The sequence below is a fragment of the Microbulbifer variabilis genome (genome assembly GCF_052468405.1).
In genome coordinates this window covers 1,440,716-1,466,621 of the sequence record NZ_CP174343.1, presented here as the reverse complement: position 1 = coordinate 1,466,621, position 25,906 = coordinate 1,440,716, and the positions used below count along the sequence as shown (strand labels likewise).

Here is a 25,906-nt window from a genome sequence, read left to right as displayed (position 1 = left end):
CCTATTCTTCCCGCAACTTCTTCAACAACGCCTCTAACTCGCCGGGCAGGGGCGCTTCAACATGCACCCTCTCACCGCTGGGGAGCGAACAACGGACCGAAGCGGAGTGGAGAAACAGACGCTTTAGCCCGCGGGAGCGAAACTCCCGGTTTGTGTCATCTGGGGTATATTTAGCATCCCCAGCTAAAGGGCAACCCACAAACTGTGCGTGAACCCGGATCTGGTGAGTACGCCCGGTCACTGGCACCGCCGAAACCAAAGTGGCCGCCTTGAAACGTTCAAGCAACTGAAAGCGTGTCTCTGAGGGCTTACCCTCAGGGTGTACTGACACCATACGCTCCCCACTCTTTAGGGTGTTTTTACGCAGGGGAGCCTCAACCAACCGCCGACCTCGAGGCCATTTGCCCACGGCCAGCGCCAGATAAGACTTGCCTATCTGGCCGTTACGCAATTCTGACTGCACATGCTGCAAAACGGCACGCTTGCGCGCCACCATAATGGCACCACTAGTATCACGGTCGAGACGGTGTACCAACTCTATAAAGCGACTCTGCGGATACATCTGCCGCAACACCTCAATCAAGCCGAGGCGCACGCCACTGCCGCCATGCACCGCAAGGCCTGCAGGCTTATTGATCACCATTAACCCATTATCATCATATAGTATGGATTCTTTCACCAGCTGGCGCAGCTGCTCTCCTGCAACAGGGGCCGGAGTTTGCTCGGCTGCACGGATTGGCGGCACACGCACCACATCCCCCGCCACCAACTTGTATTCCGCCTTAACCCGTCCTTTATTTACTCTTACCTCACCCTTGCGCAGGATTCGATAGATTCTTGAACGGGGCACACCTTTAAGGCGCGCCTGTAAAAAGTTGTCAATCCTTTGCCCTGCCAACTCATCCGGCACAGTTAAAAACTGCACGCCGCCAGAAGGGTTCCAGGTATCAGAGGGGCTATCGGCCTCAGCCGGTTTTTGGGGAGGTATACTTCGCATGACGCGCATCATAGCGCCGCAGCAGGGACAATTGAAGCACCCTCCTGCCCGTGCTATATTCGGCCGGCCTGAATTCCGCTGGTTTTCGGCCACTGGCAACTTCCCACATGAAGAGACAGCCATGGCTTCAGAGAAAATACCGCTGTTCGGCCGGTGCGCGGGAATGCCGCGTCATTGATAGAAACTTAGCTGATGAGTGCCTCCCAAAACGAGAACCCTATGGGGGCCTCAGCAGCAAAACAGCCCACTGTTAGGTGGGTAAATATCGCGAAGGTAAGACGGGCCGTGACCCGCAGCGCTTGAAAGGACGACTCATAAACTTGCGTCCCGCTTTGTAGAAAATAATGCCAGCGACCGCACTGGCTACCCGGGTGTTCCAGCTTCCACGTGCCCGGTGAACAAAATATAGAACACACAGATCGGCCAAAAGCCGAACTACAGAGCCCGTATTGATGACGCAAACCTTGCCACCCAGCTAGAAACTGACCGAAGGGTGGCGCCCAACCCGGCCATGGAAGCCTATGGCACAGGTACAGGGCGGTACTAGCAAAAGGTACTTAAGGAAGAACGGTGCTAACCAATAGCGCCAACGGATAGCAGCATCGTGAGGCTTATCCGGAGTTTTTGCAGTGAGAACAATGGGCGAACACTCGTCTCAAAAAGCCGCGTAGATCGAATTTGCGGCAGAGCCAGTGCCACCCAATTCCCTGCCCCGCTTTCCGGTCCTCTCCGGTAGGCGGCCAACAAGCAAGTCTGCGAACAACGGTGTCAAACCTTTGCGCAACGCAAGGAAAACGACACGCATGAAAAGAATGCTAATCAACGCAACCCAGCCTGAGGAGTTGCGTGTAGCCCTGGTGGACGGCCAGTGGCTGTATGACCTGGATATTGAGAACCGAACACGTCAGCAGAAAAAAGCCAATATCTACAAGGGCAAGATTACCCGCGTAGAACCTTCTCTCGAAGCCGCATTCGTTGATTATGGCGAAGAGCGTCACGGCTTCCTCCCTCTGAAAGAAATTTCCCGCGAATACTTCCTCAAGCAGCCCAAAGACATTGAAGGCCGCATCAAGATTAAAGATGTCGTCAAAGAAGGCATGGAAGTTATCGTACAGGTAGACAAGGAAGAGCGCGGCAACAAAGGCGCCGCCCTAACTACCTTCGTTAGCCTTGCCGGGCGCTACCTGGTACTGATGCCAAACAATCCTCGCGCTGGCGGTATCTCCCGCCGCATTGAAGGTGACGAGCGCTCGGAACTGCGCGATGCCCTGGCCAGCGTTGAGGTGCCCTCAGGCATGGGCATAATTGTGCGCACCGCAGGTGTGGGTCGTAGCGGTGAAGAGCTGCAATGGGACCTCAACTACCTACTGAAACTGTGGGTAGCCATAAAAGAAGAGGCGGACACCTCCAAAGCACCGCATTTTCTTTTCCAGGAAAGCAATGTCATCATCCGCGCTATTCGCGACTATATGCGTGACGATATTGGCGAAGTGATTGTTGACGACAAAGGCGCCTTCGAACTGGCAGCAGAATTTGCCCGCCAGGTAATGCCTCACTACGCAAATAAAGTAAAGTACTACGAAGATGCCATTCCACTCTTTAACCGTTATCAGATTGAAAGCCAGATAGAGACAGCCTTCGAGCGGGAAGTGAAACTACCTTCCGGCGGCTCTATCGTAATCGATGTTACCGAGGCACTGGTTTCCATCGACATCAACTCCTCCCGTGCCACCAAAGGTGGAGACATCGAGGAAACGGCCCGCAGCATTAACCTGGAAGCAGCAGACGAAATCGCCCGACAACTGCGTCTGCGCGATATGGGCGGCTTGGTTGTTATCGACTTTATCGATATGCAGAGCAAATCCAACCAGCGCGAAGTTGAAAAGCGCATGGAAAAAGCGCTCAGCATGGATCGCGCCCGAGTACAGGTTGGACGCATCTCCCGCTTTGGCCTCCTGGAAATGTCGCGCCAGCGCCTGCGCCCCTCCCTCGGGGAAACGACCTTCCGCGTCTGCCCCCGCTGTAGCGGCCAGGGCACTATTCGTGGCACCAAATCCCTGGCTCTCTCTATCCTCCGCCTGGTGGAAGAAGAAGCCAAAAAGGAGCGTAGCGCAGAAATTCGCGCCATCACCCCTGTGAATGTCGCCACCTACCTGCTCAACGAAAAACGCAAGGCTATTTCCCAAATCGAGTCCCGCAATAAAACCCGTGTAGTTGTAGTACCCAATGCGGATATCGAGACCCCGCACTTTGAAGTGCAGCGTCTGCGTGATGACGACACCGCAACCCTGGAAACCTCTTACAAGATTTCCGGTACTGTGGAAGAAACCATCACCAAAAAAGATGAGAAGCCGCAGCGCACTCCAGCCCAGCCGGCCGTACAGCAGATTGCCCACACCGCACCTGCCCCCACTCCGGAGAAAAAGCCAGAGCCGGGCCTGTTCAGCCGCCTGATGACTGCAATTGCCTCTCTCTTCAAGAGCGAAGAGACAGAGCCTAAAAAGCACCAAAAATCTAAAAACCGCGGCAAGGATTACCAGCGCGACCGCAACCGTAATCGCAACCAACGCAGTGGTCGCGGTAACCGCAATGGCCGCCCTACGCGCCGCAAAGACGATCGCCGTGATGATTCCAAACGTGAAGATCAGCGGGAAGAGAAACAACAGACCAAGCAATTTGAAGATCGCGAAACCGGCGCCGAGCGTGGCGAGAGTCAGCGCCGCCGCCGCCGTCGTCGCAGCAATGACAATCGCCGCCGGGATGAAAGCCGCAGTGTAGTGGCTGAGAACGAGAGCACTAGCGAATCCTTTGAGCAGACAGGTGATAGCGGCGAACAGCGCCCTGCGCGCCGCCCAAGCAATGTACGCGGTCGCCCACAGGCCCGCCGCCGCGGCCGCCGCACAGAAAATACTGCTGCAGCTGCCGTAGCCCAGAGCCAGGAAGAGCTGAATCGCGAAGTCAATGAAGCCATTGATGAAGCGGAAAGCGAAGCCAGGAAGTCCAAGGAATTTACTGCAGAAAACCATGGCGAAACACCCATGCGCAAGAGCGAGCGCCGGGAACAAAAACCAAAATCTACCCAGGCGCAACCCAAGCCAGCAGTAGAGATCCCTGAGCGTTCACCTGCGCCTGTGAAAACTGAGGTCGCAGCGGAAGCCTCTATCGAGCCCAAGCGAGCTGAACCCTACGCTGCATTTACTGCAAAAGTTGAAAGGGCTTCTACCCCTGCAGCGGAAGCGACTCCGGCACCCACAAAGGAAAAAGAACAAGCAACTCTCGCTGCCAAGCCAGAACCTGCAGTAAAAGTTCCAGCTGAAGGACCTGCTGCGACTCAAGTAGAAACAGAAAGCACAGCTCCAGCCAGAGAAGAACTGGCAGTTGAGGCAACACCAACCGCAGAAACTCTGACTGCAGCAGAAGCAACCCAGGCCGAACCGGAAGATGCCGAGGAAATCGCATTGTCCGAAGCCAATGAGGTAGCAGAAATACTGGAGCAGCACAGCGAAACCAGCGAAGTTACGGACCAGGTAGAAGTTGTGGCCGCAGAAGCTGAAGCTTCTGAAAAAGTTACCACTCCCGCCGCTCAAGGCCGTGCCAGCAATGACCCTCGCATCAACCCCAAGCCTCTGCTTGAACTTGCCATTGTGACTGAGCACCGCCAGGTAGGCTCCCAGCAACCACTGGACACCGCCCAACCTGCAGCGATCTCTCACAGCCCGCGCTCACTGTCCCGCCCGGCCAATGATCCGCGCCTGGCCCGCCAGACGACACGGGTAACCACCGAGGATGGTAGCGACCGCAATTCTGCAGAAGCTGGCTAAGTAAAGCCACTAGAGCCGCCAGCCCCTCTGGGACTGGCGGCTATTTATGCCCGACGTATTTGTCGGGACTGGTCAATAAACCACCTAACCTATTGAACTAATTAAAAAAAATCACAATGGCGCTTGTATGTAGCACGAAGCTATGTATAATGCGCAGCACAATTTGGTGGGGTGGCTGAGTGGTCGAAAGCGGCGGTCTTGAAAACCGTTGACTGTAACAGGTCCCAGGGTTCGAATCCCTGCCCCACCGCCATATAAAGTCTTGTAAATCATAGACTTACAAGCATCGAAGGGCGGTACCAATTTCCTTGGTACCGCCCTTTTTCGTTTACGTCTCAACAAAGTCTCAACGCAAAAATATCTCTTACTGCCAGGGAGGCGGGAAGTGCATGCCTTCATGGCGCCGGTACCCATCTCCAAGCTGAAAGAAAAAAGCAGAAAGCCATTTGAAAAGGAGTTTATATGGCAGCCTATAAGCTAAGCATGCGCGAGGAACTAGAGCGCAGGTATACCGAACTCAGACGGCAATCGATCCAAATGGCCAATGAGGCACTGGATCTACCGGATACCCGCCTTGCACTTGTCGATAGCGCCTCCTACGCGGCTTTCCGGCATTGGGAGAATCATCCCAACCGGAAGGTTGATTGGGACTGGCCTTCTTCCTGGATAAGCTGGAAACTCAAGTTCCCTAAACGATTTGAATCTGCTACTTGGGCTGGGAACCGTCTAGTAGGCTTCGCTATGGGGCGCCCAACCTATCATGCTACAGGGCTAAGGCTGGACTACATCGAGAAATCACCAGAAGCTGGGGAACCACATTTAGACCTAACCTATTTGGCCCTATACGCCTATGCCACTCTTCTCGGCGCTACGCATGTGAAAATCATGCACCCCATAAATAGTGATGTCCGAGATTACTATGAAAACAAAGGGTTCCAGTACGACCCCAAAAGCGACAGCTGTACCCGGAGAATTATTTGATGAATGACAAAATCAAAGACTTCAATACTGCTCATGATGAAAAGCTCAAAGGGCTTTCCAAAGAAGAGCGAGCAAAAGCTGGGCTAAAGAAGCTGGCTCAACAAATGAGAGCAGAGAAAGGCAAGATCAAAGAGCCTGAAGGCTTGGCATCCGGCAAAAGTGACAAAGACGGAAAAATGATCATTGATCTCGATAAGGACCATGACGATGAGTAACAAGGCGCTAACCGACAAAGAAAAACAGTTCACTGTTCTGCCCAATGAAGCAGATCCCAAAAGTTCGTACACAAAGGCAAAGAAAGCAATCTCAAAGGCGTTAGCTGAGATCAAGAAAGGTAAAGGCACAAGATAACCGCCTGTCCAACGCTGCCATTACGAATCAAGCCAGAGCGCGCCAGCCCTAGCTACAAAGATGCTCCTGTCGCCCTCTTCCCTTGTAGCCCGTACCAGTATTCTGAGGTTCTGATCAGTGAAAAATCTGTTCAAAGCTCTTCAAAACCTTTCATTTTGTGAAATCCCCATTGGCTGCAGGCCCCGCACCAGCTCAGGCCCTAGCCTCTTGTGCCATTTCATCAACTAAAAGAGTGCCCAAAATCGGCAGGCGTGGGGAGGAGTGACCGACGCCCCTTTTTGCTGCACAATTATTGATCACAGATAATCAGAGGGAACTGGTAATGCGTATTTTTACGGGGTTTTTAAAGGTAAGTGCGTATTTGGTCGCTTTATCGGGTTGCCAAGACGCAATGAAGAAAATTGAAATCTATCCAACGATAGATAACCTAGTAGAAATTGAATCAGATCGACTCAAAATCATAGAAGCCAGGAGCGCTGATGACGGCATCCAGATTACGCTAGGTGAATCATCTAGCAACCGCTGTAATATTCAAATCCAAAATAAAAAATTAGGGTCAAAAATTATGTACAACTCCTTAGAGGATCAACCCGGAGGAGTTAAAGCCAGCTGCCAATGGAACGGTAAACACTTCAAGCAGTCTCGCAAGCACTTCACCTCCCTTGCTCTAAGGCTTGAAGAGGATTCAATTACTATTGACCTTCAACTAGCTGATCCAGGCAACAATCATTTTTTAGCTTTCACACTCTTTGAAACCTCATTATCAAACCAGTTAAAAACGAAAGGACAGATGTAAAGTGGGATTAATCTATCACTACACTGATATCAATGGACTTCACGGAATTATCGGTGAAGGTGAATTTTGGCTGACTGACAATCGTTTCCTCAATGATCACACTGAAGGAAAATACGCAGAAGCTATACTAAGTGAATTTAGTAGCGAAATACTAAGTGAATGTAACAAAGATCACAGCATAGATATTCTTTCAGAGCTAATGCAAGAAAATCATATAGATGGGGGCGGTAGAATATATGTTGGATCTTTCTCTGAAGAAAACATTTTAAGTCAGTGGCGTGGTTACTGCCCGAAAGAAGGTGGATACTGCATAGGTTTTGACATGGCTCAACTCAACGATATATCTGGCTTTCAACTTGAAAAATGCAATTACAACAAAAAAAAGACTATCAACCAATGGAAAAATTTAGCAAATCGCATCAATGCAGACTATGAAAAAGGTGCCGGACCACAGAAATATATAATTCATGAATCTGCTTGGGAAAAAGCATACCGTATAATTCCGGGAATTCGCTATTCAGCAGAAATAAATAAAATTAAGATGACTAACAAACACCCTGACTACATAGATGAAAGGGAAACAAGGATATTTAAATTCGCAAAACCAAAAACAGAAAGCAAGAACAGTGAATTTAGAGCAAGACTAGAAGAAGATCCAGAAGTTCACTTCAGGAAGTCGAAAGGAGGCTTAGTGCCTTACATCAAACTTCAGGGTATCGACACCCTCGTAAAGAAAGTACACATCGGGCCACAGGGTGATACAGACCTAAACATGTTGGCACTTGAAGAATTTAAGAATCATAATAAAAAACTGAAATTCGATATAGAAAAGTCAAACACACCACTTCGATAAGAAAAGGGAACAAGAACCTCAAAGCCCCCCACTCACAGAAAACAAAGAATTAAAGCAACCGTTTCTAGATAAACATAAAGGATGTTAAAGAAGGGTCTTGATATGCACAGAAGTCTTCACGAAAAAATGGTCAGCATACTAACCAAATCTGAAGTAAAAGAAGACGCCTCACTCTGGGAATACCCCTTATTTACATACACATTGTATATAGGAATAATTGTCACACTCACTTCAATAGTGACGATTTCTATATTACTGGAAATTCAAACAACCGGAGAGGGTGCGAGATATGAAGCTTGCATATCTATGAACTGCATCAACAATTTCTTTATATATTTTTCACCCGCAATAAAAATATGTACAGGCTTTCTTGCAGTCCTTGGTGTTATTGCCCTTGTATTTCGTAGTGAGCAAACAGCCACTCAAATCTCAAATGCCAATAAGACACATAATTACGAATTATCAAGAAATCGTGAACTCTGGGAGCACGAACAAGCTAAGACAGCCTTTAGTCAGTTTTTTCAACACAAAGAAACATTTTTTTCTCTTATAAATTTTTATGAAGAAAAATTTCAGATCACCTTTCACAACAAGCCAACGATGTATAAAGATTGGTTTTCCGGGAGTACTGTAACCACTTTTGACACACGACTATACGATTATTCTGGAGGGCCAATATCTGCATCAACACATCTAATTTCATTTGCAAAGGAAGCTAGTAAATGCTCGATCACATATGCATTTTCAGAAATCCAGCTAGCACACCAAAGATACACTTTAATTAAAGCTTTAAACGACTTAAGAATTCCTCAAAACTCCCACATATCAAAATCCATTCAGGATGATACTTTTACACTCGGTAGCTTTGAAAAATTGCTAGAAATAACTCAGGGGATACTAGAAATATCCTCCAACGATATTACAATGCATAGCTTTTTATCTACTATGGCAGAAATATATGAACGTTCTGGATCTTTGTTTAGGCAAATCAATAGACGCCAAAAAACACCAAATGACCGAGTTTTAATATGTATATTTGGTGAATGGTATGAAGCGCTAGATGGGCCAGCTATAGGATATACATACTCTAACCAAGAAATAGACTACCACCTTAGATTTTTTTCTTGTCCAAAAACAGAGAAGTATTTATATCCTTCATTTGAAACCCGTGAAGAAATAGCGGAAGGCAGTTTAGACGAATGTGTTGAGATCAACATCATAGATGAGGATGAATGGGAACAAGCCACCCAATGAAAATAAAATCAGTATTAGCTCGCAACTTCTAACCCACATACGATGCTGGTACAGCGTTTATCCCATGCGGGGGCTTTTCCTGATTCCGGGGTGATAATTTTGATAAGCACCACGGATCACTGTGGTGCTTTACTTAGTTATAAATTCACAAGCCCACACCTAAGCATGGGTATTCCCTCTCCACCAGTACCCCGCCCCGCTCAATCGAGTACTCAGTAAACTTGCCTGTCACAATATCCAGAATTTGCAGCCAGGAATAAAACTCCGCCTTCTTTGATTTCGCAATCTCCTCCGCCAGCTCCTTTGCCGCCTCTTGAGTTGGCGCAGAGTCTCTATAGCTTTTCGCTCCACCATTCATCAGGTGGACTCGTTCGGCAAAAATGGCATACCTGTTTACTCTATTATTCATAACTTCTCTCCTTTTAAGTGTATAACCAGCTTAAGCCCGCACCGCGCTAAGCTGGGATTTCAAACTATCTGCACTGCTCTTGTGCCCATTAATTGCCGCCTCTTGGGTTGGCTTCTGCCCATTCCCAGGGTGCGAGTGAGTCGCAAGGGTGGCGGCCAGGGCAGACACTACGCCTATTAAATCCTCTAGCACTTTCAGCACGTTTAAAGATTCACTGCCCAACCAAACCTTGCCGCCATCTTTTACTTTGATAGTTTGGCGGACTTTGGCCACTGATTCGCGAATATTTCCGATTTGCTCCTTTATGTCACGGCCCGCTGAAATATTAATATCACTGGCTGTTGTAATATTTAGATTGTCGAGAGCGGATAAGTTCAGACCGCCAGCAGATAAGAAACGTAAAGCTCCAAGGGCTTCAATTATTTTTACGCCGGCCACCTCTTCTACGGAATGTTCCCGCACTTGTCGATGTTCGCTATCGCAGCTCGCTTTAACTTCAGCAGCCTCTGTAATTCTGCGTAATGATTTCTCGCGTATGTCACCGTGCGTTTCCCGGCTCCATTCTGCGCTGGCGTCCACCTTTTGCCGTACAGAGTCGCATTGCTGCCAAATTAAATCTTCACGGTCGAGCGCTGGGAGCCCTACCCCATGCGATAACACCGTGCGAATAAATGGTTTATCCGCCCGGCCATAGGCGAAATCTATTTCAACCACTGTGCCCGGTTGAGGAAAACCAAAGGCCCCCGCATAGTGCAGAATGGGGACAAGCAGAGCCCGTGAAGAAGAAACCCTGATTTATACGAGAACCCTATCGGAGTTAAACCAAGATCATCAGACACTAGCTCTTAATCATCTGGAAATGGTTTATAAGCATGGAAAAAAGAGAGAGGGTAAAAAGAAGGGACTGCACAGCAGTCCACGTTAACAATTTACTAGTGTGTAGTTATTCAGAAGGTGTCCTATCAAAGTCAAGTCTAAACCACCAGGAAACTTTGGGCCAACTCTTGAACCTCCCTCTTAAGTATGTCCTTGCCCTTTTCATTATATTCATCAGTAGCTAGTATCATTATGCCAATAACATCGTTGATATCTTCTCTTTGTTTTTCCTGACTTTTTGTTAGAGTTACATTGCCATCTGCATCAAATGAATAAAATTTCTTTCTACTTAAACCCTGCTCGCTATCAGTTATGTGAGTAACTCGAATTCCCCAGTTTTTATTCTTATATTGTTCTGGCATATCATTTTTTACAAAACTCTTGATACCTGTATCCAAATAACTATTCAATTTCCCTTCAAAGTTTTCCTCGGAGATATTTCCAATAACTATATCCGCAATCAACCTGTTTGAGGCTGGAGGCGGCAACTCACCATTCGCACCACTAAGTTGTGTCAATGCAAGACCAACATTTTTCAAGGCTCCTCTTTGAGAAGTCGCCGTGGACCACTTCTGCTGGGTAACAGTAACACCTTGTCCAGACCCGTAATATTGGTCACCATAGCTGTCATTTTCCAATGCATCTCTACCCGTCCTGTAAAGCTTCCTAAGCTTTGTGATTTCGTACAAATGACCAGGCAAATCTCTCAAGGTAGAATTCCAATCGGTAGATATCCTAGCAGCAACACCCGTCATTAAGACTTTGACGGTTTCACGGGCAACACCATATCCAACCAATTCATCGCCAATTGATTTCAATTCGTTTATAAATGACACTTCCGCCCTCCTTGGGGAGATCCTTGTGGAATGGAACCTTCAGAATATAATTCGATTAAAAAATATTAAAGTATCATACATAGTCGGTCAACAATTAAAGGAAGCCATACTTCTGCTTACATTAGCGATTTATACATCTAAATACTTTCGCATATAATCAAAAATAATACGATATAGTAACGAGGGTCGAATAAAATATTTATTTCACCCTCAAAGCGGAATTCTGTCTTTGACATGGTTATTCAAACTGCAAGTTGAATCATGCGCTAAATTCTAGTGCACGAACTCATCACGATAAAAAGGCCTAGAGGGGAGTAATAGTATATTAAACCTGACCTGACTACTACCAATAGAAAAAATTGATAATGTCAGATCAACTTTGAACCGCTACAGGTATGGAAATAGATGGATGTACTTCTTAGGATCTACGTTAGCTTCCCGTACTAGATCTCTAATTGCGATTTCTATGTACTCTTCCAATGTTTCCCCCGTGGGGTTAACTTCCGCTCCATCTCTTCCATAACTTATTTCATGTACTATTGGATTAGCGTCGCCACCACACTCGAAGAAAAGTAGTTCAGCACCATCTATACACCTAAAAACGAAACTACTACCTGGTAATTTATCACTATCACCCTCCTCTTCTAACTCTTCCCTAACCTCCTCTTGAAACTTTACCAGCTCATCAATAAGCTGAAACCCGCGTAGTTCATCTAACCACTTTGGGCCCCTTCCAAAAACACTGAGGAAATCAACGTAGGCTGCCGGAAATTTTAACCCTATACTTTTTTCGACCTCACAAATAGCTTGTAAATCCGACCCAAATTCATTTGGGTCGAATCTATATCTAGAGCTTGCAAGTGCTGCTGCATATTCAGATAACTTTGCCGAAAGTCCCATATTAAAACCCTTCAATTGTAACACCAAGGTCACATTCTGCATTAAGAAGAATCTTAAAGGCAAATTTTATCATTACCTAAATCAATAAGAAGCTAAGATAAGACTATCTCTTTTCACTAGATCTCTCCTTTCAGCAAAAATACTCGAAAACGGGGCTAACAAAATTGTTTCCCCTTTAAATTTATCCTTGAGAATTCGCAGAACTGGGCACGCCCTCAGCAGAAAAAATGGATACCTATAAGCCTATGATAAAAACTACTGAGGCAGAACAAAATATTAGGGCGGCTACGCCAATTGGATACATCAAGAACTTCGCTGTTTATTCTCTTCAACTTTTGTTGCTATTTTCTCCAACCAGGCTTTAGCACTTTTTATAGCTGTTAGTTTTGAAGCACCATGGACAAGCAAATGCAAACTTCCCACACATGCACGGAAAACAGAATTACCTACTTCGAGGTCGGGCTCTGCCGTCACACCAATACCTAATAGAAATTTGGCTCTTTCCGTGATTAAACAATTTTTTTCATATGCTTCTGTTTGATCTTCGGTAACTGTTTATCCTCCACTAACCTTAAGGAAATCCTTCTTTCTCAAATGAATACACTTTCTTTAGATATAGAAGGAACATCAATTTCCCTAAATATACCCTTGGCTGGCACCAGTAAACTGGCTGTTGGTTGTAGTTTCCTTGGCCAAGCCTGAACTGGTAGCGCGAGAGCTTAGCGTCTAGCTAAGGTTGCATCGCTCTGTACTGATGTAATTTCGATCAATACAAAGCGGCCGCCGCTGGGTGCTCTGCAATAGTGGGGCCGAGACGTCCGCGCAGGAAATAGCCCAATTACCAAATGCCTGAGCTGATTTATTCGCCTCGCCAAAGATGACAATTTAATTGCCGATCAGCGCCCCACTCTGGTGGTTTACCAACTCGCCGAGGATGCAGTTTTCCAAGGTCCGGCCTCTATCATACAACTACACCTATACGCAGTTGTATGTGTCGGGGATTTCTGGTTTGTGCTTGACCAGAGTGGTTACCAGCTCGCCCACAACCGCTTGCACATTAGTGCTGCTGGATTCGACAAATTTCTGCCCACTGTCGAGCGACAGTGCCATTGTGATGCTGTACCAGGGGCTATTGCTGCCGGCGAGTGCGATGCAATAGCCCGGCTTGCTGTTTTCACCGCTGGGTAAGACACGGCACACCAGCTTTGCTGGCCTGCATTTTGATATTGTAGAATCTGCCCCCTGAATAGTGAAGGTGCCGAAAACCAGGTTTCCCATGATAAGTAAACCTCCACCAGTGGGTGCCACCAACGGTCTTCTAAGGTATGCTCGCGGCAATCCTGATCCGCATGGGCATGACTAAGGGAAAAGCATGTTTTACTTACACATGGAGAGTCTAGAATAGAAATAAGGGCCTTAAACTAGAGATCATGGAATGGATAAATGACTCGTTTTCTTTCCTTCCTGACCTGGAAAAAAATACTTCTAGGTTACTTCTCAGTCATTTTTATTTTTGCTGCCATCTATAGTAGCTGCAACTCCTGCCTCAATGAGCAACTCGGCTTTTCAAAGAGTATCTACTTCAGCATCGTAACAATTACGACATTGGGATATGGAGAGATTTATCCGGTCAGCAAATTTGGCTTTCTGCTGACCTCCATGGAAACACTACTTGGAATTGCAACCTTCGGCTTACTTCTCAATGAATTCACCAAATATCAGTCTGCTCGTCAGGAAAAACTAAGACAAATTAAAAGAATTGGACAACTGAAAAATGCATACCACTATTTTAGGGTTCACATAGCTGACTACTGCACCACCGAAATAAAATCGGCAACACACAAAGAAAAAACTCCAGCACCGCATGACATGATGGGCTTTAGGGAATATCTTGAGGCCAATAACAAAGTAAATATCAATATTATCAAGCAAATACTACCAAGAAATTCCAGATTCCGACTAATGATAATGACTGAGTATAAAATATATGCCAGGCAAATAGAGCTGGCTTGCTTAAGCATAAACCTTCACGATACAAAGCTATTAGATTTCTTTTACAGCCATATAAGCCAATCTGTACGGCTTGAAGGACTGAGTAGCGCCACGGAAACACTATCTGAAATTATATTAAATTTAATCAACGACATTATGGCGGGCATAAGCCCAGATGGAGTCAGGCGCGATCATGATGTATATATGGACTATATCAATTCCCTAGAATCTCATGTCAGAAAGGAGCTTTAGACCATTAACAGTGTCGCTATACAAACTTTAAATATCTCCCACCAGATAGATAAGACCAACCAGCAACGAAAATTCTATAATGGCCATATTAGTGAATCAAACTTCAGTTCAAATGATTAACACTCTACAACAAACCGGCTGAGCCTTCTCTTAACAAATGGTGAGTACTTGGCTGCCGCCAATACTGTATTGAACTCCATTCTTGCAACCAATGTTTTCGCAGTGACGATTTTTCTACCGCGCTCAGTGATCGCTATAACTTTTTTATCTTCCCTCTGCCGAAACTCTGAATATCCATCCAGCGGATTTCCAGCCATACGCTTAGCCAGCTCAACTGCATCTGCAATCCCCAGGTTCATCCCCCGTCCACCTACTGGGATGCAGCAATGAGCGGCATCCCCAACCAAATGTATCCTGCCCTTTGAATAGCTCTCAGCTTGGCGAACTGAGACTTTAAAAACACCCTCGCTTCGAACTTTGTGTATCTTCAGAGGCAGCGGAAATGCTTCCAAAGCATTCTCACAACTGGATACAAAACGAAAGCGGTTCTCTCCGATCGGCACAGATACCGCGACTAAACCAGGTTTCATTTGTGTTAAGGTAAATGTTTTTGAGTATGGCCAGTTTTCAACATCAGCTATTGACCATTTCTCTTTCAAATCAAAACCCGGATAGGCAATATTGGCACATTCCCTGACTGCGCTGTGAATACCACCAGCCCCTACAATATAGTCGAACGTTTCATTCTCTCCATTGGAAAGTTCCGCCACTACCTGATTACCCTCTTCATTGAACTATAAGAGTTTAACCTGATATTCGACTTGAACCCCCATGGCCGATAAGGTTGCTGAGAGGATCATCTCTGTCCTATCCTGGGGCAACCTCAGAATTATAGGAAAATAAGAGGAGCAGGAATGGAGAGGCATTCTCATAACCAGGCGTGTTCCCTGATAAATGTAGGCCTCTTGGATAGCAGTACCCTCCTCAATAAGCTGCCTGGAAACGTCTTACGGAGAAAGCAGCTCAAGGCTGCGAGAGGTAATACCCAGGGCACGGCTTAACGTTGACGAGCTATCACATTTATCAATGATCCTTGCGAGAATGTGCCTACGGGCTAGTTCCACCGCAAGCGTAAGACCGTTGGACCTGCATCTACAATTAATACCTTCATAAAGTTCCGGCAAATTACCTCTTCAAAAAGATAGCACGATCAGCGAGGGGGAAATTCTGCAATTAACCTTACGAACCACTAATAGCTCATATCTAATAAAAGCTCAAAATATATTACCTGACTTACTCGTCATCCTTATTGGCCAGCTCTAGAGAGTGTCCTGTTTATTACCAATGAGTTTTGTAACTTCTCTTGACCGAGGTGATTTATTGCCTAGCACCTGTCCCGCAGAAAGGGGTGAGACCGACAAGGAGATTTTTAAAGGACAAGAGCCATATATCCAATAGTCCCATCTAGAATACAGCTGTGTTAACACAGTTTTTAGTATACCAAGAGCACTATTTCTCACTCTCTTGGCAAATGTGTAAGTAGTAATGTCTTTCGGTAATGAGGTAGCGGGCATGTTTAACAATGTTGGTTGGATTATCGAAGGGAAGATCAAGAAAGGACGTGAAGCTGAATTTAAAGCTATCGTCGATGAGATGGTAGATGCGACTAAAAAAGAAGGTGGGACATTGAACTATCAGTACTATGTGACTGATGATGGGAAAGTACTTATTTATGAACATTTCAAGGACTCGGAGTCCGCTCATAAGCACATAGATTCCTGGGATGCCTTCGCCGAGCGGTGGATGGCGGCTGCTGAGCCAACACGCCTTGTTCACTTGGGAGATATGCCCCAGGAGCTGAGAGAACGCCACTCAGGCTTGAAATCGATCCTGTACCATCCCTATGCAGGCTTTGATCGTTCCGAGGGAAAACTCCACTGAGTTCAACACAACCTAATTTTACCTGACAAAGTTTCACCAGTCTGGTCGGTTGCTTTATTAAGCACAACCAGCTGGTGAACATAACCATTACAACAAAAATTAGCCTTTGCTATCTTTGTTGAAGGCGTTCCAGCTCTTGTTAGAATTGTTGGCTTTATCATTCCCGACCCATGATTTTCTGCCCTATATATCACCGGTAATTTGTCATTCGTCACCACTGAGCACTTAGTAGTTGTGGTATTTGATGCCGTTAACAGAGGATGGAAAAGTGGGCTATGCGGCTATGCTTCAGAACCAGTAATATGGCAACTCCACTAGGAGCCCACCCCTTCCCAAGCCTGAAAGTACAAATCTTGAGCAATTAGAGTTCCACAACTAGACGACCAAAAAAGAGGCTTAATTCCTGCATGCGACACCAAATATGAGATACTCCCTTGCCATGAAATATCCATCGCATCAGGGAAGGTATATGACCAAGCTCGCAATCACTCTGACGGCTCTCTTGTTAGCCGGCTGCAGTGCGACAACAAGCCTTACACAGAAAAGCTCTGCCGAGGTCCGGCAGGGCGTGACAACAATACACAGTACTATTGGGAACCCTGGAATCGCCTACAGTGGCCCTCCAATGCAGGCGACCACTGACGGTTCAGACCTCAATTTGGTCTACTACGAACTCCGTGCTTTTGAGCCTGAAACTGGCGGTTCCATCCGTTACCGCTTGGTCATCGATATAACTTATAGGGCAAGTTGGCGTAACTACGTATCCGCAACCTTTAGTGATAGAACAAAAGTCAATGTGACCCAATTAGAGAAAAGCGTCCTTAACTGCACAGGTGTTACCACTTGCATGCTCGAAGAGACATTAGAGGTTCCTGTAGAGGAAGAACAAATAGTCAGCGCGCTCAAGCGCAGAGAGTCCCTCAGGGTGAAGCTCAGGGCAAAGTCGGGTCACCGCTCCGTAGTTGAGGTCCCAACATCCTACCTAATGGGCTTTTACGCTGCTATTGTAAATCGGCAGGGGTAAGCGCAACTGGGGCCGCGCAAACCCTGTTCGCGGCCTATTCTCCCCCCCCCCCCCTCTGGGCACGACCTGGCTATCTCGCCCGCACAGTCTTCTTTAACCCCTTCTCTACCGTTTCTGGTGGCCTCCAACCTAACAACCTCTTAGCTTTTCTTTATATTCACCCGTAGGGAACCGCATAATCGCTCAGCCATAGCTCTTTTTCCAAGCAGAGAAAGCCCCATAATCAACAGGGACTTTGTCACTGGTACCAGTCGGGCACGGTACCCCAAAGCGTTTGAAAGCCGGGTTAACAAGTCGGAGAGTGACATGTCCATATCATCAGAAACCAGGAAGATCTGGTTTGCAGCCTTTTGGAGCGCAAAACAAGTAGTGATCAGGTTATAAACAGAAACCACAAACTATGACGGTTATCTATTGCACCTAGTGATAGAGGTAAACCCCACTTGAGCCATGACATCATCGATTGAAAGTTCGCTTTCACTTCAGGCCCATACACTAACGGAGTTCGGATAAGCACTACCTCCATTCCAGTCTCCTCGGCCAACGCCAATAGGGCATCTTCTGCTTCTTTCTTGGAAATTCCATAGAGATCGAAAGGGTGATGCCCTTCATCTGCATTAAAGGAAGCCCGGCACTCAGCAGATTCCCCATTAACCTTGATCGAACTCAGTTAGATAAAACATCTTACTCCAACAGAGGCTGCATCACTGGCCAGCTTTAAGGTGACCTCAACATCAACTTTTCGAAACTCTTGAAGGGGGGTCCGCAGAAACTTCCTGTATCACATGCACCCTGGCGGCAGAGTAAATCACCACATTAATATTCTCCAGAGCCCTACACCAGTTAGTTTCAGCACTCAAACTGTCTATCTGGAGGCCACCTTCTACTGCCTGACGATATACCGAGGTTACGGTATAGCCCTTCCTCCTTAAAGTCGGTAATAAAGCACTCCCCACAAAGCCACTGGCCCCAGTTAATAGTAGATATTTTCCAAAAGACCACTCGCGCCCCAAAAATAGTATTTGTTTGTTAGTTTACCTTTGGGCTGAGAACAAGTCATCGTGTGGGGCTAATCGGAATTTGCCATAACAACTCATGCGAGGAATGTAATTAATAGAAGGAGCTACAGAATAAGATTCATTTAAAACACAGATCAGTGAATATCGGAAAAGTCTGTGTCACAACTACGTCGTCGGTTCCTTTCCGCATTCTTCAACCGGGCCCTTACATTTTCCAACGCCCGTTCGTGGGGTTCGGCTGTTTCCCAAGTACCCCAGCGCTTTTCCCAGGCTTCACGAGCGCGTAAGCAGGAGATAGCTTGGTGGTAGTGCCATTTTGCCTTATTGCAAGAAGAGAGCCCCTTTGGCGACTTGCGATCACAGATATGATGATAACGCTTATGGGCCATTTGTGCCTTAAAGTCCTTCTCAGTCACAGCATCGAAATGCCTGATTGCCGGCGCTCTCTGGCTGCGTTGTTTAGCTACATTCCCAGAGGAGCGAATTACTACAGCTCCCAATAATTCCGCCGAGGCATATCGGGAGCAACTTCTATCAAGGCCATGATAAGTGAGAAGTGACGGGGCTATCACAACAGTTTCCAGGTCTAACAGGCCGGCGTGAGCTTCCAGGCAACTGATCAATGGCCCTCTCCCTTCTACCTTTCTACAATCCTCAAGACTTGCAGTACTGGCAAAAAGTACAGGAGTAAATAATACGGTTAGAAATACAATAAAAACAGCGATATGGGCACTCAGAACTAGCTTCGTGCCCAATCCAATTGCTGATTTGAAAAGCCCTAGGCCCCTGGTTATCCGGGGCTGATAGCTAGTTTGCGATGGCCGTGGACGAGCCAGCAACAGGAAAACCCTCCGGAGCTATCCATATTAGAATTTCAAGCGAAAATTCTAGTGTCTAGGGATAACGTTTCCAAAGTAATTTAGTTCTATCCGGTTCTCCACTACATATGCTTCTTCAGTTCCTTATGGGTTAGTACCGGGGTTACCCAGATCTCTGCTCCCAACACCGCAAAAAAATTTTCATTGTAGGCCATTAATTTATCTTGGCGTTTTTCCTCAAAGATAAAAATTGCTGCCCGCTTACCATCCTCTAGAAAGAAGAATGACGACTCCGGATCTGCTGAAGCGACAAATTCATTGAAAACAGCAGACATGGATTTGTCAGCTATAGAATTGTTACCTGGTTTTACCGGTATCAGAATTTTCATTAGAAGGCGCATGGAGAATCCTCACATTTTTGTGTAGAGAGAACTGGGTCCAAACATAGCTAATGCCGATAGCGTCAAGCTGCAATCGGCGACAATTCCCTATATTTATACTTTACGGAAAAAATGAGAAGATTAAGCTGTCACAGGGATGTCACCATCTCCTTCCTTTACACCGCGTTCCTCCCAACGGATCCACTTCAAGTCCACGACCATGATCGTATACAAAACTGGCACCAACAACAGCGTACCGCAAGTGGCTAGGATCAAGCCGCCAATCTGAGCAAAGCACAATGGCTGCCACAGAGGACCACCATGGACAGCCAGAGGTACCAGAGCAAAAGTAGTAGCTGAAATAGTGATCAGAATTGGACGCAAACGCATAATGCCGGCATCCAGCAAGGCTTCGCGGAAGGGGTCACCTGCGGCATGACGAATTTCAATAAAATCAAATAACACTATGATATGGCTGACGATTACTCCCACAAGACTGACAATGCCCAAAAAGGCCATAAAACCAAATGGCTGACCAGTTACATAAAGAGCCAGTAGTGCGCCCACCATTCCAAGTGGCACCGTAGCAAAAACAACTAATGGTTTAAGCAAATTACTGAACTGAAATACTAGAGCCAAAAATATTGCACTGGAAGAGACACAGAGAATCATCAGCAGTTGCAGAAATCCATGTTTCGCATTTGCCGCGTCTCCAGAGACTTGCAACTGGTATCCGCTCGGTAAAGTATTTTCCAGTTCATCTAGTTCATCTTTTATATCTGCCATAATATCAGAGGAAATAAAACCGGCATATGGAAAAGCAAAGACCGTTATTGTTCGGAATTTCTCAAGACGATGAATTCTCTCGGTTCTAAATCGGATACTTGTTTGTGCTACTTGCTCTAGTGGCACCCGAACATCGCTATCTGCAGAGAAGACATAGAGGTTATTAATATCTTCAAGCTGACCTCTCTGATCCAACCGTAAGCGAGCGACAATAGGTATTTCTTTATCTCCCTGTCGCAAGGTAGCCACTTCTGTGCCATTAATTCCGGTTGAGGATGCGAGTGCTATATCTGCATTGGTCACACCAGACATTGCTGCACGATCCTCCATTACATTCAGAAGTAAAGTCAGGCTTTCACCTGACCAGTCCTGGCGAACTGTTCTCGCATAAGGCGACTGCTGCACTATTTCTTTTACTTTTTCAGCTGTCTGGCGAAGCAAGAGGATATCTTGCTCTTCCTGCACTGAACCAGTTGTAACACGCCCGGAAACCCTAATTGCAAATGGATAAGTCACTGGAGTAGTTTGCAACTGGCGCACATCTAAATAGGCACCTGGAATATTTTCAGTTAGCGCCTGCTGAATCTTAGGGGCCAGCACCGGAGTCAAATCTTTGTTACTCAGCCTGATGATAATTTGTCCGTAATTAGGCTGCTGTTGCTGCGGGTTAATTGTATACCAGAATCTCGGCGCCCCTCCACCAACAGTGGTACTTAGGGCTTCCAAAATTGAGTCATCTCTCCCTATCTCTTTCTGATATTGGGCAATTGTCTCACGAATAATCTGCTCCGCCTTGTTTGCCACACTATCTGTGGCATCAATGCTGGCATCATTTTGCAACCAGATATCCACATAGGAAAGATATTGAACATCATCTGGAAAAAACGCATTTTTAAGCTGGCTTTTTAATGCAAATCCACAAACTAGAATAACCGTGGTGGTCAGTAGAACTAGTTTTCGATGATCAATTGCCCAACCAGCCAAACGATAATAATGACCTGTAAGGCCTTGCTTACGCTTCAGATCAAGACTCAGTTCCTTGACCTTTGGTGGTCGCAATATAATGTTGGCAATAAATGGCAAAAAGGTCATGGAGACAATTCTCGACGCTATCAAAGCGCAAGCCATTACAACTGGCAGACTATGTAAAAAATCTCCCTGATTACCGGTGAGCAGCAGGAATGGCAAATAGGCCACCACATTGGTCAATGTTGCAAAGAATATCGCTTTTGCAAGCAACGTTGGCCCTAACCAAGCGGCTAAAAATGAAGGTTTTCCTGCCGCCATTTGTCGTTTGATTGCATCCCCGGCCACTACGGGGTCATCAACCAACAGGCCAAGTGCGATAATAAGCGCGGCAATTGATACTTGCTGGATGTCCACGCCCATAAACTGAATAAAACCAAAGGTCATGGCCAAGGTTATAGGTATTGAAATCATTAATAATACCGCTGAACGCCAATCTGAAAATCCGATGAAAGCAACAATTACCACGAGGATAATTGCTTCAATTAATGCCTCAATAAATAGACCCACACTCTCTTTAACTTGGCGAGGCTGATCGGACACTCTCTCAATGATTAAATCTGGAGGCAAGTCGACCTTAACCCGCGCAAGGACTTTATCCAGAGCTTTGCCAAGTTCACCTATCTGCTCACCATCTAACATCTGCACAGACAAGTTAATACTGCGGTGACGATGCCAATTACCCTGCTTATTTTTATAAATATAATAATTGAGTAAAGTCGGCGGTGATTCATAACCCAGCGTAACATCAAGAATCCCCCTCAAATATACCGGGGTTCCATCCTCACTTAATGCAACAGGGACATCGCCAATTTCCTTATAATTATTAAAGTCTCCACTGGGAAATATAGGGATATCCATATTCTCTACAGTTAGAGTACCCCCGGGTATTATATTATTCCTGGCATTCAAGATTGGAGCAATCATATCTGGACGCAAATCATAAGAAGCCAGCCGCTCCTGGGAATAAATCAAATTAACCTGTTGATGTAATACACCTGAACGCAAGACACGCTTCACCTGAGGAAGTGTGCGAATATTCGCCGCAACAAGCTCCGAAAAATCATCCAGCTGCCGATAGCTATACTTAGCTCCAGCTACCATAGACAAACGAGCGCGAGTGCTAGCTAAATCCCTTACAATAATTGGCTGCCATGCGTCGGGAAAAAAAGTTTGTGCGCTCAATCGCTGAGTTAGAAATAATTTCCTAGCTTCTGCAAGTTGCTTATCGCTTTTATCAGAGAAAAAATCCACACCTACAAAACCTGGGCCATGGAGTATTTTGAAGTCGGCCCCGTAGCCCTCTAACTCCATCCAGTTAGAAAAAACTTGAAGTGCTGCCTCTGCATTAATACCCGCAACAGAAAGTGGTAACGCGACTACCATACTAACACGCTGACCTACTTCTTGCTTCTCTTTCTCCTTGTTATTACTGGCATTTTTAGCGCGAATTTTAGATAGGGCTTCGCGAATAGTCTTAGCACGTAAAGCTATTTCATCCGCTCCCGCTGGCGGGCTAGCAACAGCCAACAAAACTGCAGCAGTATCACCAAATTCAGTATTCAGCTGGGTAGACTCTACCCCAGCAGGCAAAGTATTTTGCGCATCAATTAGTTTCAAGTTGAGGTCGTTAAAAGCTTTTGTGACATCCGTATGAGGAGCAAGCTGGGCTTGCACCATGGAAATACCATTTAAAGTTAAGGACTTAACTCCAAAAGAGCGAGCATCAGGCTGATACAAATATTCACTTTGAGCAATAGCATCTTCAATTTGTTTGGTAACTAGCTCCTCTACCTTGACCGCACTTTGTCCAGGCCACGTGGTTGTTGCCATTGCAATACGAACAGGAATATCTGGATCTTTGCTCTTCGGCATAAAAAAATAAGCGAAAATCCCCCAAAGCATGACGCCTACTAAAAGTGCCCAGGAAATAGAGGGGTTATCAACAAAGAAGCGAGCAGTATTAAATCTATGCTCACTCTCCGCTTCAAGTACTTCCTCTCTTGTTTTTTCATCCTGATACAAGTTTCTCAACTCCTTATCAAGGCACTACTCTTACCTTTTCACCATCCCGCAGCTGTGCAGCCCCATTAGAAACAACGCGCTCCCCCATCGACAAGCCATCTAAAATAACGATACTATTGCCAAGAACGGGACCAGGAGTCACCCTTCTAATTCGCGCCCTAAGTATCTCTTTCTCTAATTCAAGAACATACACAAAGAATCCTTTTCCTTTGACTGGATTCGTTAACAAGCAGGAAAGTGGTACAACCACCCGATTTGATGGGCTTTTTCGTTTTGCCAACGCAAGAGACATCACCATGCCAGTTTTTAGCTCTGCATTTGAGTTAGCAACAGTTACGGTGACAGCAAAAACCCTAGTACGAACTTCCGCCGCTGGAGAAACTTCAGTTACTATACCGGTAAAGATTTTCTCAGGTAGGGATTGTGTGCGCATTGAAAGAATGCTGCCTAATTTAGTATAGCTAAGCACTACATCTGGCACAGTAAAAACCACTTTCACTCTTGAAGTATCAGCAACAACAAACCCCACTGCTTGTGCATGTACTAAGCTGCCCACTTCTATCTTGCGCTGTAGAATTATTCCCGTTAATGGTGAACGTAATACAGTATCGTTCAGATCCTCCTTCGCTTTATCCAAGTGTGCTTTAGTTCCAACCACCGCTGCCTGAGCTACTTCGAACTCTTCACGCGCGGTATCGTAATCTGGTGCAGTTATACTGGCTGTGGCAAATAATGCTGAAGCGCGCTTGTAATCTAAATCCGCCTTTCGGCGCTCCGCCTCAGCCTTACTTACATTGGCTGCAGCTTCAATTACCCGATCCCGGTACTGCTCATCATTAACTTCCGCAAGTATCTCCCCCTTTGTTATGTAGTCCCCGGCCTGTAAAATCCGAATTTCTCCCTGTGCCTCACGGGTTGGAATATCTTCTATATAACCCTCTGTCCTAAATGCCACATCCACTTGAGTGTAAGGATTGACTACAGCTGAATAGGGATACCCTTCAGCACCGCGCTCAGTGCGCGCTACAGCTACCTGAACAGGCATGGGCTGCTTTGCAGGCGGTTCTCCATGGCAACTTATAAGCAAAAATGTGAAAAAAAATAAGGCTAAAGGTTTAAGCACTTAAACTTCCCCCAATGCCTTTTCATACTCTGCAAGGGCACCCCAAACTGAAAGTACAGCGCCGTTGTAATCGCTATTGGCTCGATCAAGCTGGGTTTCCGCCTCCAGCACATCGGTCAACAATGCGGTTTGCTCCCGATAGCGATTAATCATTACCCGGACTTTTTCCCGGTAAGCCGCTTGAAGATCACGTGCAACTTTTACAGATTCCTGCGCAGTACGCAGCTTACGGAGACTCTCCCGCACCTCTATCTCAATACGATTACGTACCTCTGCCATTTGCACCTCAGCGCCCGCAATTTTGCTCGCGCGACTTGCCAACTCGTCCCTCTTCCTCCCCCAGTCATAAAATTCCCAACGCATATCCAGGGATACATAAGCTTCGGCATCTGGAATCAAGCGTACGTTGTAAAGTTTGAGATAGCGAAATTGAATATCTATTTCCGGTATATATTCCGATTTCTTGATGTCATAACTGTATTCGGCTTTTTCAATTGCCAGCTGTGACTCAATAAAGTCAGCCCGCTGTTCAAAAGCCAACTGAAGTGACTCCCCCATATCAAAGAGAGCCGGAGGGGGTACCGAAAGGTGCTCAATACTAAACGGTGTTTCTACATTTCTGCCAAGTAACGCATTTAACCTCTCCTTGGCGGTGATCATCTCATCAACACGCCGTTGACGCTCTAGCTCTCGCTGAGCAAGCCGGGCTCGCACATCCAGCAATTCATATTCCAAAGCCACTTGCTGGTCGACATAATTCTTAACCAAATCACTCAAGGAACTAAGAAAAAGTATGGACTCATCTATGGCCTGTAAGTCTCCGAGTATTTTCCCCACCTCGAAGTACTGCAATTTCACTAAATAGGCCACATCCTGTTGGGTCCACCGCACTTTTTGTGCCGCCATTTCGGTACTCACGTAACCTTCACAGATTTCCAAAGCAATGGTGTACAAGCGGGTTAAGGGTTGGCGGACCCCGAGTGAAACCAACTCGGTCGTTCCCTCTTCAGAGGTAATTTCGACATTTACCGGTGGAATAGGCCCAATTTCTGAATCGGGAACCAAACTGCCCTGAGGAAATGTATAGTTTTGAGTAGTAAGGTTATGCTCCACAGCTGCATCCAGTTGAAGGCGTGGGTAACGACGGGTTTTGAGCGCTTCGACCATATCTCCAGCCTCATCAACTTCCAGCGCAGCGCCCTGCACTCGCAAGTTGGTCCTAATTGCTGTTTGCACAGCTTCATTTAAAGGAAGCACAGGCTCGGGGGCAGAGCTCCAGGCAGCGCCGAAGAATATCCATATTGCGAACCCGCCCTTGAACAACGATCACCCCTATTCCGGCAACGGCACAAAACTGGTCAATGCGCAAATAATTAAGATCGAATAAGTATATGTGCTGATCGCCTTGCGCTAAGCTGTGGGGCCCATCCCAACGCCATCCTGTTG

At 46.4% G+C, this 25,906-nt stretch carries 25 protein-coding genes, 1 tRNA gene and 1 pseudogene; 11 read left to right on the top strand and 16 right to left on the bottom strand.

The features are described 5' to 3' along the window. Position 1: 1 nt before the first annotated feature. The gene (rluC, locus tag ACJJJB_RS06905; protein WP_157533708.1) at positions 2–997 is read right to left on the bottom strand and encodes a 23S rRNA pseudouridine(955/2504/2580) synthase RluC; all 996 of its coding nucleotides are present in this window, start codon (positions 995–997) and stop codon (positions 2–4) included. On the opposite strand from rluC, the gene ACJJJB_RS06900 reads away from it, so the two are divergent. The 8 genes from ACJJJB_RS06900 (at position 996) to ACJJJB_RS06865 (ending at position 9,053) form a co-directional block, all read left to right on the top strand. Continuing rightward, entirely contained in the window at positions 996–1,175 is a 180-nt protein-coding gene (locus tag ACJJJB_RS06900) for a hypothetical protein (protein ID WP_157533707.1), read from the top strand. The genes rluC and ACJJJB_RS06900 overlap by 2 nt on opposite strands. Positions 1,176–1,800: 625 nt before the next feature. After that, entirely contained in the window at positions 1,801–4,818 is a 3,018-nt protein-coding gene (gene rne, locus ACJJJB_RS06895) for a ribonuclease E (RefSeq protein WP_444945127.1), read from the top strand. A 165-nt stretch (positions 4,819–4,983) separates the two neighbouring features. Then, positions 4,984–5,071 (top strand) — tRNA-Ser (locus ACJJJB_RS06890). Positions 5,072–5,280: 209 nt separating this feature from the next. After that, the gene (locus tag ACJJJB_RS06885) at positions 5,281–5,799 is read left to right on the top strand and encodes a hypothetical protein (RefSeq protein ID WP_282950756.1); all 519 of its coding nucleotides are present in this window, start codon (positions 5,281–5,283) and stop codon (positions 5,797–5,799) included. Continuing rightward, entirely contained in the window at positions 5,799–6,014 is a 216-nt protein-coding gene (locus tag ACJJJB_RS06880; RefSeq protein ID WP_282950757.1) for a hypothetical protein, read from the top strand. The genes ACJJJB_RS06885 and ACJJJB_RS06880 overlap by 1 nt, the downstream gene beginning before the upstream one ends. A 458-nt stretch (positions 6,015–6,472) precedes the next feature. Next, positions 6,473–6,946 (top strand): hypothetical protein, encoded by a 474-nt coding sequence (locus ACJJJB_RS06875; RefSeq protein ID WP_282950758.1) that lies wholly within the window; start codon positions 6,473–6,475, stop codon positions 6,944–6,946. Between the two features lies 1 nt (position 6,947). Next, positions 6,948–7,799 carry a DUF2971 domain-containing protein gene (locus ACJJJB_RS06870; protein ID WP_444901724.1) on the top strand — a complete coding sequence of 284 codons (852 nt, stop codon included), beginning with the start codon at positions 6,948–6,950 and terminating at the stop codon, positions 7,797–7,799. A 102-nt stretch (positions 7,800–7,901) separates the two neighbouring features. Then, complete coding sequence (locus ACJJJB_RS06865) at positions 7,902–9,053, top strand: hypothetical protein (protein WP_445365945.1); 1,152 nt, start codon at positions 7,902–7,904, stop codon at positions 9,051–9,053. 145 nt (positions 9,054–9,198) lie between these two features. On the opposite strand, the gene ACJJJB_RS06860 is transcribed toward ACJJJB_RS06865, so the two are convergent. The 5 genes from ACJJJB_RS06860 to ACJJJB_RS06840 form a co-directional block, all read right to left on the bottom strand. Continuing rightward, positions 9,199–9,462, bottom strand: a complete 264-nt coding sequence (locus ACJJJB_RS06860; RefSeq protein WP_282950763.1) for a hypothetical protein — start codon at positions 9,460–9,462, stop codon at positions 9,199–9,201. A gap of 30 nt (positions 9,463–9,492) precedes the next feature. After that, positions 9,493–10,176: a hypothetical protein gene (locus tag ACJJJB_RS06855; protein ID WP_282950764.1), complete on the bottom strand. Its 684-nt coding sequence runs from the start codon at positions 10,174–10,176 to the stop codon at positions 9,493–9,495. 260 nt (positions 10,177–10,436) lie between these two features. Next, a complete protein-coding gene (locus ACJJJB_RS06850) occupies positions 10,437–11,174 on the bottom strand; it encodes a hypothetical protein (protein WP_282950765.1) in 738 nt (245 codons plus the stop codon). A 387-nt stretch (positions 11,175–11,561) separates the two neighbouring features. After that, complete coding sequence (locus ACJJJB_RS06845; RefSeq protein WP_282950766.1) at positions 11,562–12,089, bottom strand: SMI1/KNR4 family protein; 528 nt, start codon at positions 12,087–12,089, stop codon at positions 11,562–11,564. Positions 12,090–13,049: 960 nt separating this feature from the next. Beyond that, positions 13,050–13,352 (bottom strand): hypothetical protein, encoded by a 303-nt coding sequence (locus ACJJJB_RS06840; RefSeq protein WP_282950767.1) that lies wholly within the window; start codon positions 13,350–13,352, stop codon positions 13,050–13,052. Positions 13,353–13,517: 165 nt separating this feature from the next. On the opposite strand from ACJJJB_RS06840, the gene ACJJJB_RS06835 reads away from it, so the two are divergent. Beyond that, entirely contained in the window at positions 13,518–14,318 is an 801-nt protein-coding gene (locus tag ACJJJB_RS06835; RefSeq protein ID WP_282950768.1) for a potassium channel family protein, read from the top strand. A 116-nt stretch (positions 14,319–14,434) separates the two neighbouring features. Here the strand turns inward: ACJJJB_RS06835 and ACJJJB_RS06830 are convergent, their stop codons facing one another. The 3 genes and pseudogenes from ACJJJB_RS06830 to ACJJJB_RS06820 all read right to left on the bottom strand — a co-directional run bounded on the left by ACJJJB_RS06830 (position 14,435) and on the right by ACJJJB_RS06820 (position 15,502). Then, positions 14,435–14,908, bottom strand: coding sequence for an FAD-dependent oxidoreductase (locus ACJJJB_RS06830; protein WP_444946924.1), 474 nt, complete (start codon positions 14,906–14,908; stop codon positions 14,435–14,437). A 33-nt stretch (positions 14,909–14,941) separates the two neighbouring features. Continuing rightward, positions 14,942–15,094: pseudogene (locus ACJJJB_RS06825) on the bottom strand (FAD-dependent oxidoreductase); the annotation flags it as partial. Positions 15,095–15,325: 231 nt separating this feature from the next. Then, entirely contained in the window at positions 15,326–15,502 is a 177-nt protein-coding gene (locus tag ACJJJB_RS06820) for an FAD-dependent monooxygenase (protein WP_444945136.1), read from the bottom strand. Positions 15,503–15,863: 361 nt separating this feature from the next. Between ACJJJB_RS06820 and ACJJJB_RS06815 the strand changes: the two genes are divergently transcribed. After that, positions 15,864–16,259, top strand: coding sequence for a putative quinol monooxygenase (locus tag ACJJJB_RS06815; protein ID WP_020415184.1), 396 nt, complete (start codon positions 15,864–15,866; stop codon positions 16,257–16,259). A 469-nt stretch (positions 16,260–16,728) separates the two neighbouring features. Then, on the top strand, positions 16,729–17,283 hold the full coding sequence (locus tag ACJJJB_RS06810; RefSeq protein ID WP_444945137.1) for a hypothetical protein: 555 nt from the start codon (positions 16,729–16,731) through the stop codon (positions 17,281–17,283). Between the two features lie 373 nt (positions 17,284–17,656). On the opposite strand, the gene ACJJJB_RS06805 is transcribed toward ACJJJB_RS06810, so the two are convergent. From ACJJJB_RS06805 to ACJJJB_RS06775, 7 genes are all read right to left on the bottom strand, one after another. Beyond that, positions 17,657–17,944 carry an NAD-dependent epimerase/dehydratase family protein gene (locus ACJJJB_RS06805; protein WP_445366267.1) on the bottom strand — a complete coding sequence of 96 codons (288 nt, stop codon included), beginning with the start codon at positions 17,942–17,944 and terminating at the stop codon, positions 17,657–17,659. Between the two features lie 73 nt (positions 17,945–18,017). Then, positions 18,018–18,239 carry a Rossmann-fold NAD(P)-binding domain-containing protein gene (locus tag ACJJJB_RS06800; RefSeq protein WP_444945138.1) on the bottom strand — a complete coding sequence of 74 codons (222 nt, stop codon included), beginning with the start codon at positions 18,237–18,239 and terminating at the stop codon, positions 18,018–18,020. A gap of 197 nt (positions 18,240–18,436) precedes the next feature. Further along, entirely contained in the window at positions 18,437–18,925 is a 489-nt protein-coding gene (locus ACJJJB_RS06795) for a hypothetical protein (protein WP_282950772.1), read from the bottom strand. Positions 18,926–19,242: 317 nt separating this feature from the next. Then, positions 19,243–19,509 (bottom strand): hypothetical protein, encoded by a 267-nt coding sequence (locus tag ACJJJB_RS06790; protein ID WP_020415179.1) that lies wholly within the window; start codon positions 19,507–19,509, stop codon positions 19,243–19,245. Positions 19,510–19,641: 132 nt separating this feature from the next. Beyond that, positions 19,642–23,337 (bottom strand): efflux RND transporter permease subunit, encoded by a 3,696-nt coding sequence (locus ACJJJB_RS06785; protein ID WP_445365944.1) that lies wholly within the window; start codon positions 23,335–23,337, stop codon positions 19,642–19,644. Between the two features lie 16 nt (positions 23,338–23,353). Further along, a complete protein-coding gene (locus tag ACJJJB_RS06780) occupies positions 23,354–24,382 on the bottom strand; it encodes an efflux RND transporter periplasmic adaptor subunit (RefSeq protein ID WP_444945141.1) in 1,029 nt (342 codons plus the stop codon). Between the two features lie 78 nt (positions 24,383–24,460). Further along, a complete protein-coding gene (locus ACJJJB_RS06775; protein WP_444945142.1) occupies positions 24,461–25,783 on the bottom strand; it encodes a TolC family protein in 1,323 nt (440 codons plus the stop codon). Between the last annotated feature and the right edge of the window lie 123 nt (positions 25,784–25,906).

Excerpts from the sequence above, each read along its gene's own strand:
- ACJJJB_RS06780 (WP_444945141.1), bottom strand. The coding sequence starts at position 24,382 with ATGCCTGTTCAGGTAGCTGTAGCGCGCACTGAGCGCGGTGCTGAAGGG.
- ACJJJB_RS06835 (WP_282950768.1), top strand. The coding sequence starts at position 13,518 with ATGACTCGTTTTCTTTCCTTCCTGACCTGGAAAAAAATACTTCTAGGT.
- rne (WP_444945127.1), top strand. The coding sequence starts at position 1,801 with ATGAAAAGAATGCTAATCAACGCAACCCAGCCTGAGGAGTTGCGTGTA.
- ACJJJB_RS06875 (WP_282950758.1), top strand. The coding sequence starts at position 6,473 with ATGCGTATTTTTACGGGGTTTTTAAAGGTAAGTGCGTATTTGGTCGCT.
- ACJJJB_RS06840 (WP_282950767.1), bottom strand. The coding sequence starts at position 13,352 with ATGGGAAACCTGGTTTTCGGCACCTTCACTATTCAGGGGGCAGATTCT.
- ACJJJB_RS06865 (WP_445365945.1), top strand. The coding sequence starts at position 7,902 with ATGCACAGAAGTCTTCACGAAAAAATGGTCAGCATACTAACCAAATCT.
- ACJJJB_RS06815 (WP_020415184.1), top strand. The coding sequence starts at position 15,864 with ATGTCTTTCGGTAATGAGGTAGCGGGCATGTTTAACAATGTTGGTTGG.
- ACJJJB_RS06900 (WP_157533707.1), top strand. The coding sequence starts at position 996 with ATGACGCGCATCATAGCGCCGCAGCAGGGACAATTGAAGCACCCTCCT.
- ACJJJB_RS06885 (WP_282950756.1), top strand. The coding sequence starts at position 5,281 with ATGGCAGCCTATAAGCTAAGCATGCGCGAGGAACTAGAGCGCAGGTAT.
- ACJJJB_RS06830 (WP_444946924.1), bottom strand. The coding sequence starts at position 14,908 with ATGAAACCTGGTTTAGTCGCGGTATCTGTGCCGATCGGAGAGAACCGC.
- ACJJJB_RS06790 (WP_020415179.1), bottom strand. The coding sequence starts at position 19,509 with ATGAAAATTCTGATACCGGTAAAACCAGGTAACAATTCTATAGCTGAC.
- ACJJJB_RS06810 (WP_444945137.1), top strand. The coding sequence starts at position 16,729 with ATGACCAAGCTCGCAATCACTCTGACGGCTCTCTTGTTAGCCGGCTGC.
- ACJJJB_RS06880 (WP_282950757.1), top strand. The coding sequence starts at position 5,799 with ATGAATGACAAAATCAAAGACTTCAATACTGCTCATGATGAAAAGCTC.
- ACJJJB_RS06860 (WP_282950763.1), bottom strand. The coding sequence starts at position 9,462 with ATGAATAATAGAGTAAACAGGTATGCCATTTTTGCCGAACGAGTCCAC.
- rluC (WP_157533708.1), bottom strand. The coding sequence starts at position 997 with ATGCGAAGTATACCTCCCCAAAAACCGGCTGAGGCCGATAGCCCCTCT.